The organism is Bacteroidetes bacterium SB0662_bin_6 (genome assembly GCA_009839485.1).
Classification (GTDB): Bacteria; Bacteroidota; Rhodothermia; order Rhodothermales; family VXPQ01; genus VXPQ01.
The window spans coordinates 102,449-117,793 of sequence record VXPQ01000032.1; the positions used below are offsets into that span (position 1 = coordinate 102,449).

Below are 15,345 nucleotides of genomic sequence, written 5' to 3' on the forward strand. Positions count from 1 at the left end.
ATCAGGCGCGAAATGCACCTATCGGTTTCGACGCCGGATAATGTATTTGTCGGATTGCTTGTTTTTCTTGCGTGTCTTGTACCCCTTGGCCGGCACGCCATGCGGAGAACGCGGAAGCCCTCCGGATGCCTTTCCTTCCCCGCCGCCCATCGGGTGGTCCACCGGGTTCATCGCCACGCCGCGCGTCTTCGGACGTATGCCGAGCCACCGGCTGCGTCCGGCCTTTCCGATATCTATGTTCATATGATCCGGATTGCTCGCGGTACCGATGGTCGCCATGCACTGCACGGGAACAAGGCGGGTCTCTCCGGAGGGAAGTTTGAGCGTGGCGTACTTTCCTTCGCGCGCTGTGAGCTGTGCGCCGGCGCCGGCTGAGCGAGCCAGTTGCGCTCCTTTTCCGGGGCGCATTTCAATAGCATGCACCTGCGTGCCGAGAGGAATGTTGGACAGCGGAAGACAGTTGCCCGGTTCGGGCGGCGCATCCGGACCATTCTGAAGGGTCATACCCACTTCCACCCCATCCGGAGCAATGATATAGCGCTTTTCCCCGTCAGCGTACGCCAGAAGCGCGATGCGGGCCGAACGATTCGGATCATACTCGATGGTAGCAACCCGTGCCGGGATCCCCGTTTTGTCGCGCTTGAAATCAATGATGCGATACCGCCGCTTATGCCCCCCGCCCTGGTGACGAGTCGTAATCCGACCCGTGTTGTTACGACCGGCCTTGTGCTTCAACGGAGCCAGCAAACTTTTCTCGGGCTTCGACGAGGTAATGTCGTCGAAAGCATCGAGCGTATATTGCCGTCTGGCGTTGGACGTCGGCTTTACTTTCCTGATGGCCATGGGTTATAAGCGATTGTATAAGGGGCAAGCCCCTGCTTCGCAATGCGTATTAAACCTGTTCGAAAAAGTCGATCGGTTCCGAATCCGGGTGAAGCGTTATGATAGCCCGCTTGTGTCGTGCAGTGCGTCCGTGCACAATCCCGCGCCGGGTACGCTGACTGCGCTGCTTGCCCCGGACGATATAAGTGCGAACCTTTTTGATCGAGACAGACGGATAACGCTCCTGTACCGCCTTTTTGATCTCCACCTTATTGGCGTCCAGCCGAACATGGAATGTATAATGATTCTCTTCCATGAGCCTTGTCAGCTTTTCGGTAACCAGGGGCTGGATGAGTACGTCGTTAGGCATGGCGATTTTTTTCGTCGATCCGTTCGCAATATCGCGGCTCATGCCGCAGCTTTTTCATCTGATCCCAGCAACTGAGTGAGGAGCGCCAGGGCTCCTTCCTCAAGCACCACTACATCTGCCTGGAGAATATCGAGGGTCGAAACATGCCGTGCCTCCTTAACCCGAACGCGTGAAAGGTTGCTGCTCGAACGATATACCTCCGGACTATGCGCTTCCGTAAGCACAAGCACCTTATTTCCGGAAAATCCCATCGTCGTCATGAGTTCGGAAAGCTTCCGGGAATTGGGCTTGTCATACTGCAGATCTCCCACCACACACAACGCATCGCCCTGCGCCTTGTAACTGAGCGCGGAACGGCGGGCAAGACGGCTCGCCTTCGTATTCATTTTGAAATCGTACTGCCGCGGACGCGGGCCAAAAAACGTGCCGCCACTCCGGCGAATCGGCGATTTTCTGGAGCCTGCACGCGCATACCCTGTACCTTTCTGGCGATACATCTTTCTGGTGCTCCCCCGCACTTCGCTGCGTTCCTTCGTTTTATGCGTTCCCTGCCGGGCATTTGCCTGTATTCTCCGCACATCCAGCCAAATGACATGGTCATTTGGTTCGATGGCGAACACGGAAGGGTCCAGTGCCGCCTTACGCCTTGTCTTACTCCCGTCAGAACCGAAAACTTTGGCATTCATAATGCATCCGGACATGTGCATCCCTGCAGGGGCGAGCGGCGGAGTATCCTCCGGCCCGAAACAAGGCGATCATTTCTTTTTATGGATAGTGACAAAGCCTCCTCTGGGACCCGGTACAGCGCCCTTCAGTAAAAGCACATGCTGTTCACCCAGCACCTGCACCACTTCAAGATTCTGCACGGTCGTACGAGCGTTACCCTGGCGCCCGGCCATTTTCATGCCGGGAAACACGCGGGAAGGATCGGAGGATGCGCCAATAGATCCTGGAGCACGCTCCCGATTATGCTGCCCGTGCGTGCGCGAGCCGACCCCCTTGAAACCGTGCCTGCGCACCACGCCCTGGAAACCTTTCCCCTTCGAAATACCGACGACATCCACGATGTCCCCTTCCTCGAACACATCATCCACGGTGATTTCGTCCCCAAGAGACACCTCTTGTCCGGCAAAATCACGGCGAAATTCGACCAGCTTCTGCCTGGGTGAGGTACCCGCCCGTTCAAAATGACCGCGCCGGGCGCGCGTTACCCGCCCGGCCTTGCGTTCGACCGCCGCGAGTTGCACCGCGTCGTAGCCATCCGCCCCATCGGCGGACTTGACCTGGGTGACCACATTCGGCGTTACTTCGACAAGCGTACAGGGAATATTATTCCCGACCTCGTCGAATACACTGGTCATGCCAACTTTTCTGCCAATCAGCCCGCCCATGGTTATTACTGCTTCTGAACAGTGATTGTGACCGTCCCCTCGTACGGCGTACTCGGGTTGAAAATGGGGTTAATGAATGCCGAAGAGGCCGAAAGACTCACCTGCGTGTCGCTTTGAAAAGCATACATGAACGGGAGACTCGCGCCTATGAGTGTCGTCAACGTGAGTGTCCGTGCGCCGTCATCCACCGCATAGGTTCCGGGAAGCGTCAAGTCCTCGCGTCCCGAATCATCCTTGTAATCCACCGTAATCAGGAAAGCAGGATTTTCGTCGCCCGCCTCAAATACGGCAGTCAGACTGTTCACAAGCGCCACCAATTCCGCCGATTGATCTCCATTGCTATCCCTGATGCCCGTAGCCAGCCAGGTTCCGACAAACCTTTCCGCATCGGAAGGATCGTCGTCGTTCGAATCGCACCCCACGACCAGGAAAACCAGCAAGGCCAATATGGACAGTACCCTACGTGTCATCGTTCTTTTGCCCGGATTCAACTCAGGGTTTACACTTTGATCTCCACATCGACGCCACTCGGAAGCTCCAGCTTCATGAGCGCATCCACGGTCTTGCTACTGGTGGACAGAATATCGATCAGGCGCTCGTGGCTTCGCGTCTCGAACTGCTCCCGACTTTTCTTGTCCACATGCGGGCTGCGCAGCACGGTATAGACCGACCGCTTCGTAGGAAGGGGGATCGGTCCACTCACGACAGCACCGGTTGACTTCACCGTACGGAGTATTTTACCCGCACTCTTGTCGATCAGTCGATGATCGTACGACCTGAGCTTGATTCGAATTTTCTGATTTACCGCCATGATCCTTCCGGTCACCGCCACCGACCCATAGAGCCGGCGGCGGCTATACCTTGTTCTGCTAATCCAGTATCTTCGTCACCACGCCGGCGCCCACGGTACGGCCACCCTCGCGAATCGCGAAACGCAAGCCTTCCTCCATCGCCACCGGCTGAATCAGCTTCACCTCGAACTGCGTATTGTCGCCGGGCATCACCATCTCCACGCCCGAAGGCAATTCGATATCCCCTGTTACATCCGTGGTACGGAAGTAGAACTGCGGGCGATACCCCTTGAAGAACGGCGTATGACGCCCTCCCTCATCCTTGGACAATACATACACCTCGCACTCGAAATGGCGATGGGGCGTAATAGAGCCCGGCTTGCAAATCACCATTCCGCGCTCAATAGCATCCTTGTCGATGCCACGGAGAAGTAACCCCACATTATCCCCCGCCTGACCGGTGTCAAGAAGTTTCCTGAACATCTCCACACCCGTCACCGTGGAGCTTAACTTCTCTTCCTGCATACCCAAAATATCCACCGCTTCACCCACATTGACGACGCCGCGCTCGATGCGTCCCGTGGCGACCGTCCCGCGACCCGTAATGGAGAAAATGTCCTCCACAGGCATCAGAAAGGGCTTGTCCATCTCGCGAGCCGGCGTCGGAATATAGGTGTCCACTGCCGACATCAACTCGATGACCTTGTCCTCCCACTCCGATTCGCCATTCAGCGCACCCAGGGCGGAACCTGAAATGACCGGCGTATCATCTCCGGGAAACTCATACGCATCCAGCAGTTCCCGAACCTCCATCTCGACGAGTTCCAGTAACTCCTCGTCATCGACAAGGTCTACCTTGTTCAAAAACACCACGATGTAGGGTACACCCACCTGACGAGCAAGCAGAATGTGTTCCCGGGTCTGCGGCATGGGGCCATCGGTTGCCGCCACCACGAGGATCGCTCCATCCATCTGGGCCGCTCCCGTAACCATGTTTTTGACATAGTCCGCGTGTCCCGGACAATCCACATGGGCATAATGCCGCGCTTCCGTGGCATACTCCACATGCGCCGTAGCGATCGTGATGCCGCGTTCGCGCTCTTCAGGGGCATTGTCGATGGAATCGAACGAACGGATTTCATTCGCCGGATCTTCCACGCGACGATTCAAAACCAGCGTAATCGCTGCCGTCAGCGTAGTCTTTCCGTGATCCACATGCCCGATCGTGCCTATGTTCACGTGAGGCTTATTGCGTTCAAAAGTTTCCTTGGCCATGGCTGAATGCTTCTGTTTGGCGATAAGGTGTTCAGAAAAATGGTTTTAGTGAGGGTGGGGCGCCGGCGGCTATGCTGCAACGGCTCCGGCGTTTGACGAAACAATCTCTTCGGCGATGCTCTTCGGCACTTCTGCGTAATGGTCAAATTGCATCGTATAGATGGCCCGTCCTTGCGTGATGGATCGGAGGTCGGTTGAATACCCGAACATCTCCGACAGGGGTACGGATGCGGCGATGCCTTGTGCATCCTGACGCGGAGCCATGCTCTCGATACGGCCCCGGCGGCTGTTCAGGTCACCAATCACGTCCCCCATGTACTCCTCCGGCGTGATCACTTCCACCTGCATAATGGGTTCCATCATAACCGGCTTTGCCTTCCGGGACGCACTGCGAAAAGCCATGCGGCCCGCGATCTCAAAGGCGTTCTGGTCAGAATCCACGTCGTGGTACTTCCCGTCATAGAGACGGGCCCTGACACCTTCGACAGGATAACCGGCCAACGGCCCTTGCATCATAGCAGCCTTGATGCCCTTCTCTACGGAGGGAATAAACTCCTTCGGAATATTTCCTCCCTTGACTTCGTCGGCAAATTCGAAGCCCACGCCATTCTCTGTGGGCGTGAACTCAACATGCACCTCTGCAAATTGCCCGCGGCCCCCTGTCTGCTTTTTGTGCACGTATCGTTCGTCACAGGAAGCAGTGATCGCTTCGCGATACGCTACCTGCGGGCGGCCGATATTGGCAGCGACCTGGAACTCACGTTTCAGACGGTCCACGATGATTTCAAGGTGTAATTCACCCATCCCCGCAATGATCGTCTGTCCCGTTTCCTCGTCCGTACGGACTACAAATGTCGGGTCTTCCTCAGACAACTTCATGAGGCCCTGTGACATCTTGTCCCCGTCCGCCTTGGTCTTAGGCTCGATCGCGATGCGAATGACCGGCTCCGGAAATTCCATGTGTTCGAGAACAACCGGATGTCCGGGATCACATAACGTGTCTCCCGTCCTGATCTGCTTGAGCCCGACCGCTGCCGCAATATCTCCGGCTACCACGCGCTCAATATCCTCCCGATGGTTCGCATGCATAAAGAGAATACGTCCGATCCGTTCCTTGTTCTGCGAGGAGGCGTTCAGCACCTGGGAGCCCTTATTGAGCGTGCCGCTGTACACGCGGAAAAACGTCAGTTTTCCGACGTAGGGATCCGTTGCGATCTTGAATGCAATGGCGCTGAACGGGGCGGATGGATCGGGGTTGCGCTCGAGCGCCTGGCCGGATCTCGGATGAATTCCGGACACGGCCGGAATGTCGACAGGACCCGGCAGGTAATCAATGGCGCCGTCCAGCAAACGCTGGACGCCCTTGTTTTTGAACGCGGAACCACAAAAAACCGGTGTAATATCGATGTTTAATGTAGCTGCACGGACCGCCGTCCTGATTTCCTGCGCCGTGATCTCCTCGCCTTCGAGATACTTCATCAGAAGCGCATCGTTGTACTCCGCAATCGCTTCAAGAAGGTGAATGCGCCAGTGTCTGGCTTCCTTCCTGAGGTCTGCAGGGACATTGATTTCATCCCATGTCGCCCCCTGAGATTCGTCGTGCCAAACAATAGCCTTGTCCTCGATCAGATCGATCACGCCCCGGAACATGTCCCCTGAACCAATAGGAATCTGCACAGGGATGGGATGTGCTTTCAGCCGTTCGCGCATCATCTGCACGGTATTCTCGAAATCGGCTCCCGTGCGATCCATCTTATTGACAAAGGCGATACGCGGCACACCATACTTGTTGGCCTGACGCCATACGGTCTCGGATTGGGGCTCCACTCCTCCTACAGCGCAGAAAAGCGCAATAGCTCCATCAAGCACACGCAGGGAACGTTCCACTTCGACCGTGAAATCCACATGACCCGGCGTGTCAATAATGTTGATGCGATGATCTTTCCAGAAACAAGTGGTTGCCGCACTCGTGATCGTAATGCCACGCTCCTTTTCCTGCTCCATCCAGTCCATCGTAGCACCGCCCTCGTGTACCTCTCCCATACGATGGAGGCGACCCGTATAAAACAGAATGCGCTCCGTCGTGGTGGTTTTGCCCGCATCAATATGGGCCATGATCCCGATATTGCGGGTTTTTTCAAGAGGTATCGTCTTTACGCTGGCCATAATCTTGCTTTTCGATGGATCCAACCCTCGCCCCTGAACAAGCGGCCACAGGCTGTAAACAACATCTTGCCATTAAAACCGAAAATGAGCGAATGCTTTATTGGACTCAGCCATTCTGTGCGTATCGTCTTTCTTCTTCACAGACCCTCCCTCTCCATTTGCAGCAGCCTGTAACTCATTCGCAAGCCGCAAGGCAAAGCTCTTGTCGCTGCGGGCTCGCGCATATCTGATAATCCACCGGAATGCCAGCGCTGTACGGCGCTCGGGGCGCACTTCGACGGGTACCTGATAGGTAGCCCCGCCTACCCGGCGGCTCCGCACTTCAATAAGCGGCGCCACATTGTTTACGGCCTTTCTGAACACCTCGATGCCCGGCTCGCCGCTACGCTCTCCTGCAATCTCGAACGCATTATACACAAGTCTTTGCGCCGTGCTTTTCTTGCCATCTTTCAGCACACTGCTGATAAAACGGCCCACGAGCTCGTCGCCATAGACGGAATCTTCGACCGCCTTGCGTTTTTCTGCTCTGTTTCTGCGCATGATTCAGACGCTGTTTCGATGCAAATCAGACATTCCGTCTCTGAACAATAAAATCCGGTGCGTTACTTCCGCGGCCTTTTTGCACCGTACTTCGACCGACTCTGCATGCGATCCCCCACGCCCGCCGTATCCAGTGCGCCACGTACAATATGATACTTCACGCCGGGCAGGTCCTTTACGCGCCCGCCGCGCACAAGCACAATCGAATGTTCCTGCAAATTGTGCCCCTCGCCCGGAATGTAGGCGATCACCTCATAACCGTTCGTAAGCCGCACCTTGGCTACCTTGCGAAGCGCAGAGTTGGGCTTCTTCGGCGTCGTCGTGTAGACGCGCGTACAGACGCCCCGCTTCTGCGGACTGCCTTCGAGCGCCGCAGCTTTGGTCTTTCCAGGCTTTCGGGCCCGGCCCTGGCGAACGAGCTGCTGAATAGTTGGCACGGTATAGGTATCGGTTCAATGTGGGTGGTGCACGCATCAGGATGCCGTGGAGCCGTCTCGAACGATTCCATGGCAGAAGCCAGAATAACGCAAGCCGAATAATATAATACTTCTCGAGTTTTGATTCAATGAAATCGGTTAAGATCAAGTAAAAAATTACAACGGCTCGAGAAGCAGCCGCTGCATCAGATTTGTGTACTGCCGGCAGCTTCGCCTGTCTCTTCAGAGTTTGCCTTGGCATCCGGGGCGGTCTCCTCGTCAAATTCCGCATGCGAATCGTCTGCAACAGCTCCGTTTCCACCAGCCTCCATACTAACTTTCTGATCAGGAGCGCCGTTCAGCGTAATGTATTCACCATACGGGCGGGGCCCGAGAATCTCGACAATCTCTTTCGGACCCAGCACCTCTTTTTCCAGTAATGCCTTCGCCATGTCTTCAAGCGATGTACGCTTCTCCTCCAGCAATGTACGCGCACGCTCGCGAATTTCATCAATGATGACCCGCACTTCCTCGTCGATAATACGAGCAGTTTCGTTGGAATATGGTTTCTCGAAAACCGGCGCATCCTGATCCCGGTTCGAGCGATTATAAGAGACACTGCCGATCCGCTCGCTCATGCCGTAGTAGACCACCATGGCATACGCCATCCTGGTAATGCGTTCGAGATCATTCTGCGCCCCGGTCGAGATACGTCCGAATACGATTTCCTCGGCAACGCGTCCGCCGATGGCCATGGTCATTCGATCCAGCAACGCCTCTTTGGTGTAGAGATATCGTTCTTCGGGGAGATACTGGGCATAGCCGAGCGCAGCCAGACCGCGTGGTATAATCGATACTTTGACAACCGGATCGGTATTCTCCAGAAACCAGCCTGTAATGGCGTGTCCCGCCTCGTGGTAGGCAACAATCTTTCGCTCTTCCGGCGAAATGAGTTTGTTCTTCTTTTCAAGCCCGGCGATCACCCGATCGATCGCACGCTCGAAATCCTCCATCTCGATGGAGTCCTTTTCTTCCCGGGCGGCAAGCAAGGCCGCCTCATTGCATACATTGGCGATTTCGGCGCCTGCAAAGCCCGGTGTTTGCCCGGCCAGCACCTCCATATTCACCTCATCATGCAACACCAACCGGCGGGTATGCACCCTGAAAATTTCCGCGCGCTCACGCCGGTCCGGTTTGTCTATCATGATCTGCCGGTCAAAACGGCCGGGACGCAGCAATGCACTGTCAAGCACGTCCGGGCGATTGGTGGCGGCCATGATAATGACCCCCTTGTCGGTATTGAACCCGTCCATCTCGACAAGTAGCTGATTCAGCGTATTCTCGCGTTCGTCGTTGGCCCCCATCATCATACCGCGCCCGCGAGTCCGTCCGATAGCGTCAATTTCGTCGATAAAAATGATGCAGGGCGCCTTCTCCTTGGCCTGTTTGAAAAGATCCCGCACACGGGCGGCGCCTACCCCCACGAACATTTCGACAAAATCGGATCCGGACAGGGAAAAGAAAGGAACTCCGGCTTCCCCGGCGACAGCCTTCGCCAGCAAGGTCTTGCCCGTCCCCGGAGGACCCACGAGCAGCACGCCTTTGGGGAGTTTGCCACCCAGCTTGATGAACTTTTTCGGATTCGTCAGAAAATCGGCTACTTCGGCAACCTCTTCCTTGGCCTCGTCGAGTCCCGCCACATCCCTGAACGTTAACTGCTGATCGCCCATAGCGTCGAAAAGCACTGCCTTGTTCTTTCCGATATTGAGGACCTGAGATCCCGGATTCATACGTCGAATCAGAAAAATCCACAGGAAAACAATAAGAAGCAGGGGGAAAATCCATGCCAGCATGCCCCCGAACCACCGCTCCTCGACACGTGCCGAAAATTCCACAGTGGATTGATCATCGGCGCCGGCCTGCGCATTGTAATCCAGCAAGAAATCGGTCAGATTATGGTCGTCAGGCTTCGTACTGGAAAACTCAAGAGGGGTCTCTTCGGAACGGCCGGTAAGAAAATTGTTTGTCGGCTCCGGTACCTCGACCAGCCCCCGTTCGACGGCTTCGGGCGTATACACCCCCTCGATACGCTGATCGTTGACAACGACCACCTTATCGACATACCCGTTCTCCACATGCTGAAGAAATATTTTGTAGTCGATCGGATTCGATGACCCGACAGACCGGAAGAGCAAAATGTGGAAGAGCAGCATCAGAAATACCGCCAGATATATCCACACGGCAAGCTTCGGCCTGCGTTTCAGCGGCCGCGAGCTGTCCTCTCTGGACGAATTGTCCACTTCCGGTTGTGTGTGTTCAGGGCCGGTTTCCGACATATCGAATCGGTTGCGCCAGTGCGGCATTACCTCCGTCAAGCTGTTTACCGCATCATGGGGCGTTATATACGCAGGGGCGAACCTTATGTACCATGTAACACATGGGGCTGTTCCTCCTGGAGACAACTACGCATCGGAGGGGAGAACGAGACAAATAGTCCCGCCCGAATGGGAGGCTACGGAAGAATCAGTGGTTGAACACGGGGGCTTTCCGCAAGCTGTCCAAGCATAAACCCAAGCCCTTGCAGCGCTGCAGCGGCAGCCTCTTCATCCGGAAAATGTCCAAGTACGGCGCGATACACAATCCTGTCATTTACCGAGCCGATCACTACAGCCGCGCGAAGACCCTGCTGGATGTATGGAGCCACAAGCATTTCCATAGGTTCGCGTTCGGTGTGAGCGCCGAGCACAATCGTGAATCCGCCCAACTCAGGCTGTATGCCCCCTCCACCATACAAGGAAAATTCACCGCTCGGGATCACGGACAGAGCCGTCTCATTGGAAGGTGAGGGCGCTTCCTCAGGAGATAAAGGCGCCTCGTCCGTAGAGAAACGGGTTTCCTCAGGGGGAAAGAACACCTCGTCAGGAACGGCGGGAATCCCGCCGGTCTGCCCGCCGGCGAGGGAATCCGGGAGAGACGCACCGGCAAGTGTATCGGATGCTACAGAGTCTACAGGGGCTTGCAAGGCCTGGAGTTCCTGATCCAGCATGTCGAGAATATCTCCGGCTCTGTCCGCATAGGTCGTGGAGGGATACAACGTTCGGACGCCGGCATATACCGAACGGAGGTCAACCATATCCGTGTCGGCGGAAGCGAGAAGATCACTTTGCGGCGCAACACCGTCCTCAGGCGGTACAATCCCCGTATCCGGGATAGCGTACTCTTCTGAATCTTCCGGAGGAAAACCTGTGCCGGTTTCCTGCTCTTGAGCCGGCAGCGCGTCTGCGGAAGAGGGAAAGGCGGCGGCAAGTTCCAGAATGCCCGCCCGCGCAAGCACTGAATCGGGAAGTTCTATGGGCAACGGACCGAACACATCCAGCGAATCGGAAGTCGCCCATTCGAAATAAATGCGCCCCGCTGCAAACAGCGCCCTCGGCGCCACTTCCATATTTCGATACCGCGAAGCTATCAATACCATGCGGTTGAGTGCTTCCTCGTACGCCCCGCGGCGCCATCGAATCACCGCCGCGTCGTATTCTTCCAGCGCCACGGCGAGGCTGTCGAACACTTCCACCGGCTCAAGGCCAAGCTCTATGCGGACTCTGGCCGCAAAATCAGAATCCGGATAGTCGGACAACACCTGCCTGTATATCCCTTGCGCACTGGCGATATCGCCTAATGAGCGCTGCACTTCGGCCAGTGCGTAAAACGCTCGCTGAGCCACTTCCGCATCAGCATCTTTCTCGATCACCATGCGATACCAGACTGCTGCGGAATCCGGCTCATTCATTGAAAGAAAAAGGACGTTCCCCAGTTCGTACCGGGCCAGCGCCCGTTCCCCTTCCATAATCACCTGACTCAGCGAATCGCGCGGAACGTCCGAAATATCGATCAACGGCAACGCATACATACCTATGCCGTCCATCCCGCTGCCCGACCCGGCAAGCCCCTCTCTGGAACCGGGACGATCGGTCTCACTCAAGGCAATCGTCACGGCTTCTATACGGCGCCAGTTGGGCACATGAGGACGTTCACCCCAGCGCGCCACAAAGTTCATGCGCGCTTCCTGTACGCGAGTACGATCGCGGTGATACAGAAAACCGGCCTCACCGGTATCGGTGGAACTGGAACCTGCACCCACACCTCCCGCACCCGTCCGGGAGGCCGCATCCTGGAAGCCGCGTTCCGCTTGCAATTGTTCTGCACGCCGGCGCTCTTCGGCAAGTTCTTCGGCCTTCTGCTGCTGCAATGCAAGAATACGCTCATCGAATGCCTCGTCGGGCAAGCGCCCCAGTTCAAGCAGCGAATCCATACGTGCAATGTCATTGCGCACATTGGCAAAACCGGCAAACACTTCGGCCTGACGGGCGGCATCCGTCACAGCTTCCGGAGTGTATTGAAAAGCTTGCCCGGAGCCTGACGAGGAGGAAGGAATCGATGTGCGGGCGGTATCGAAGTGCGCAGAGGCAAGAAGGTAATCTTTGAAAACATCCCGGTACAGTTCGGCCAGTGCATAGTGGGTCAGCCCCCTGATATTCTGGCCTATGTTTTCTCCCTCATACAGGATATGCCTATACATGGCAAGCGCATCCCGAGGTTGTTCCTGTGCCTGATAAATACGGCCGCGCACGTACGCAAGTTCGAAGCGCCGGTCATAATGCTTGTCGTCGCGATCCATGCGACGTAATGCGTCAAGAGCCGCAACTCCATCGAGGTACATGCCCTGTACACGCACAATACTCAACGACGCGGCATAGCCAAGTTCATACGGGGGACGCGCCTTGAACACGCGTCCGTAGGCCTCGACCGCCTCTTCGTACCGCTCCAGTGTTTCGTACACCTGGCCGAGCAAAAAGGCCCCTTTAGCCCGGAGATCGTTGCTGCGCACATCCGGCAAACCCGCCTCAAGTTCAACAGCCGCTTTTTCGAAATCTCCCTGTTTAACGAAAAGTTCGCCGAGGGCAAGGCGCAGACGCGCCACGGATCGTCGAGACATCCCTTCCCTGTCCAGGCTGCTCGCAAGATGTTGCTGCGCCGATTCGTAGGCGCGCGCCGCCATCAGTGTCCGGGCCAGCCATATCCGGGCATCCTCTTCAAGACCGGTCTCGAAGGCAATCACTTCACGGAATTTCTGCTCAGCCCCTACATAGTTTTCCTGATAGAAATAGGATTTCCCGATAAGTATGAGCGCATCGTCCACCCATTTGGAGCGCGGATGGTCGCGCAGCACATTGGCGCTTCGCTCTATCGCATTCTGAAAATTGACATTACCGCCCGACCGGGGCGGGCCGCCGAAGATACCGATATACCGCGTCCGGTCTACGGGTTGTTGGGAGGACTCCATGGCGTCAACGCCATTCTCATAGTCCTGCCCTGCGTTATAGAACGTGTTGTAATAGGAGGTGAAATTGTCGTAATGCTTCCCAACGAAAGAATTGCCCCCGCAGCCGGCTGCGGCGAAAAACAGGATGGCCGCAAAAAGACAGGTGCCGGTGCGAGCGGAAGACGACATAAGGCGGCAGTCGAATGTGCTGCGCAGAAAAGAAAGAAAACGTGAAGAACCCCGGCCAGAACGCAGGAAACCGGGGAATAGTATACGCTATCCTATATGCTATATGCGGCTTACCTGAATCATGTTGGTTCGCCCCTTTGCGGGCAACGGCATCCCTGCCGTAATGACGATCAGGTCCCCGGAACGGACAAGGCCTTGCTCCCGCAAAACGGAGTGGACAATCTGGACCCCTTCGTCGGTACCCCGCTGGAACGGGATCAGGAACGATGTGGTTCCCCAGAGAAGATGCAACCGGCGCATCACTCTTTCGTCATCGGTGAACGCATGAAGAGGCATCCCGGGACGATGACGGGCGATTGCACGCGCCGTAGTTCCCGTAGCCGTAAGACAAGCGATGGCGACGGCCCCTACCTGCTCGGCCAGATCAACCGCCGTAAAGCTTACCGATTCCGTAACGTCCTCGGAGATAAAACGCCGCTCCACGGGCTTGGAAAGCGGGCTCTGGTATTGCCATCGATGCCGTTCGGCTTCCTCAACAATCCGGGACATGACTTCGACGACCCGGACCGGATGTTTCCCCACCGCCGTTTCGCCGGAAAGCATAACCGCGTCACTCCCGTCAAGCACCGCATTGGCGACATCGCTTGCCTCGGCCCGCATCGGACGAGGGTTGCTGATCATGCTCTCGAGCATCTGCGTTGCCGTAATCACCGGTTTGCCAGCCACAATACACTTGTGAATGATCATTTTCTGCGTGGACGGTACCTGTGAGATAGGCATTTCAATACCCAGATCCCCGCGCGCCACCATGATACCCTCGCTTGCCTCCAGGACAGCATCGAAACGGCGAACAGCTTCCGGTTTCTCGATTTTGGCTAACGCCATGATATCTTTGCCCGACGCACGAATACGTTGCAGCAAGTCGATTATGTCGGACTCGTCGCGCACGAACGACAGGGCGATCATATCCACATCCTGTGACAAGCCGAACGCAAGGTCGCGCTGATCTTTTGCAGTAAGCGCCGGCGCAGACGTTTTGATGTCGGGCAGATTGACCCCTTTGCGGGAAGACAAGGGCCCGCCGACAATCACCTCGGTAACGACATCGGAGTCGATAATGTCAACTACCTGCAATTCGAGCAAGCCGTCGTCGATCAGGATACGCCCGCCCACACTGACATCCTTGGCCAGCAGGTCGTACGTAACCTGCACCCGCTCTGCCGTGCCATATTCGATGGGTTCGGCGGTCAGCGTCAACCGCTGCCCCTTGCTGATGGGAATGGCGCCGTTCCCGACCTGCCCAAGCCGGATTTTGGGGCCCTGCAGATCCTGCAGGATGGGCACCACTTTCTCCTGGTCGTCAGCGGCCTCACGCACATAACGGATAAGCCGCGCATGATCATCGTGGCTGCCGTGAGAAAAGTTGAGCCGGGCAATATCCATACCCGCCCGAATCAACTCCCGGATCGTGCCGGGATCGGACGAAGACGGTCCCAGAGTACAAACAATTTTGGTGCGTCGCCTCATAGCCACAGGATACTCTGATCAAGTCTATCCGTACACTTCATCCGGATCAAACACGCGCTCGCTGTCCGTAATAAGACGTGCATGTTCATACCGGCGATAAAAACATGACTTGCGCCCGGTGTGACAGGCAGCTCCTCCATGCTGCCTCACCTTAAAGAGAAGCGCATCGCCGTCGCAATCGATCCGAATTTCCTTAACCTCCTGAATATGACCGCTGGTTTGCCCCTTCACCCAGATTTCCTGACGAGAGCGGCTCCAATACGTCATGACGTTCTCTTCGAGTGTGCGTTGCAGGGTGTCCCGATTCATCCAGGCAAGCATCAGCACCTCGCCCGTTTCGTGGTCTTGCGCAAGTGCCGCAACCAGTCCGTCGGGACCGAATTTTACTTGTTCGAGCAATTCATTCCTGTCCATGATTCCATATTCGGTTTTGCTGCCGGATGAGGATTGCTTCCAACGCCCCGCCCACAAACGGATGGTATAGTACGGGTACGCAGGAACCGGGGTTGTCCTCGCCGAATTACACGGAATTCCTACC

General features: G+C 56.2%; 14 protein-coding genes. All 14 read right to left on the bottom strand.

The features are described 5' to 3' along the window. Positions 1-18: 18 nt before the first annotated feature. Entirely contained in the window at positions 19-843 is an 825-nt protein-coding gene (rplB, locus tag F4Y00_05305; GenBank protein ID MYE04373.1) for a 50S ribosomal protein L2, read from the bottom strand. Between the two features lie 49 nt (positions 844-892). Then, the gene (locus tag F4Y00_05310; protein MYE04374.1) at positions 893-1,192 is read right to left on the bottom strand and encodes a 50S ribosomal protein L23; all 300 of its coding nucleotides are present in this window, start codon (positions 1,190-1,192) and stop codon (positions 893-895) included. A gap of 38 nt (positions 1,193-1,230) precedes the next feature. Beyond that, complete coding sequence (rplD, locus tag F4Y00_05315; GenBank protein ID MYE04375.1) at positions 1,231-1,878, bottom strand: 50S ribosomal protein L4; 648 nt, start codon at positions 1,876-1,878, stop codon at positions 1,231-1,233. 69 nt (positions 1,879-1,947) lie between these two features. After that, entirely contained in the window at positions 1,948-2,583 is a 636-nt protein-coding gene (locus tag F4Y00_05320; protein ID MYE04376.1) for a 50S ribosomal protein L3, read from the bottom strand. A 5-nt stretch (positions 2,584-2,588) separates the two neighbouring features. After that, positions 2,589-3,053, bottom strand: a complete 465-nt coding sequence (locus F4Y00_05325) for a hypothetical protein (protein ID MYE04377.1) — start codon at positions 3,051-3,053, stop codon at positions 2,589-2,591. Positions 3,054-3,082: 29 nt separating this feature from the next. Then, the gene (gene rpsJ, locus F4Y00_05330; GenBank protein ID MYE04378.1) at positions 3,083-3,394 is read right to left on the bottom strand and encodes a 30S ribosomal protein S10; all 312 of its coding nucleotides are present in this window, start codon (positions 3,392-3,394) and stop codon (positions 3,083-3,085) included. Positions 3,395-3,452: 58 nt separating this feature from the next. Further along, on the bottom strand, positions 3,453-4,649 hold the full coding sequence (gene tuf, locus F4Y00_05335) for an elongation factor Tu (protein MYE04379.1): 1,197 nt from the start codon (positions 4,647-4,649) through the stop codon (positions 3,453-3,455). 69 nt (positions 4,650-4,718) lie between these two features. Continuing rightward, on the bottom strand, positions 4,719-6,815 hold the full coding sequence (gene fusA / locus F4Y00_05340; protein ID MYE04380.1) for an elongation factor G: 2,097 nt from the start codon (positions 6,813-6,815) through the stop codon (positions 4,719-4,721). A 72-nt stretch (positions 6,816-6,887) separates the two neighbouring features. Further along, the gene (rpsG, locus tag F4Y00_05345) at positions 6,888-7,355 is read right to left on the bottom strand and encodes a 30S ribosomal protein S7 (protein ID MYE04381.1); all 468 of its coding nucleotides are present in this window, start codon (positions 7,353-7,355) and stop codon (positions 6,888-6,890) included. A 62-nt stretch (positions 7,356-7,417) separates the two neighbouring features. Continuing rightward, positions 7,418-7,792: a 30S ribosomal protein S12 gene (locus F4Y00_05350; protein MYE04382.1), complete on the bottom strand. Its 375-nt coding sequence runs from the start codon at positions 7,790-7,792 to the stop codon at positions 7,418-7,420. 185 nt (positions 7,793-7,977) lie between these two features. Further along, positions 7,978-10,107 (bottom strand): ATP-dependent zinc metalloprotease FtsH, encoded by a 2,130-nt coding sequence (hflB, locus tag F4Y00_05355; GenBank protein MYE04383.1) that lies wholly within the window; start codon positions 10,105-10,107, stop codon positions 7,978-7,980. 176 nt (positions 10,108-10,283) lie between these two features. Further along, positions 10,284-13,280 carry a tetratricopeptide repeat protein gene (locus F4Y00_05360; protein ID MYE04384.1) on the bottom strand — a complete coding sequence of 999 codons (2,997 nt, stop codon included), beginning with the start codon at positions 13,278-13,280 and terminating at the stop codon, positions 10,284-10,286. A 99-nt stretch (positions 13,281-13,379) separates the two neighbouring features. Further along, positions 13,380-14,807, bottom strand: coding sequence for a pyruvate kinase (gene pyk, locus F4Y00_05365; GenBank protein MYE04385.1), 1,428 nt, complete (start codon positions 14,805-14,807; stop codon positions 13,380-13,382). 24 nt (positions 14,808-14,831) lie between these two features. Further along, complete coding sequence (gene hisI, locus F4Y00_05370) at positions 14,832-15,221, bottom strand: phosphoribosyl-AMP cyclohydrolase (protein ID MYE04386.1); 390 nt, start codon at positions 15,219-15,221, stop codon at positions 14,832-14,834. Positions 15,222-15,345: the final 124 nt, after the last annotated feature.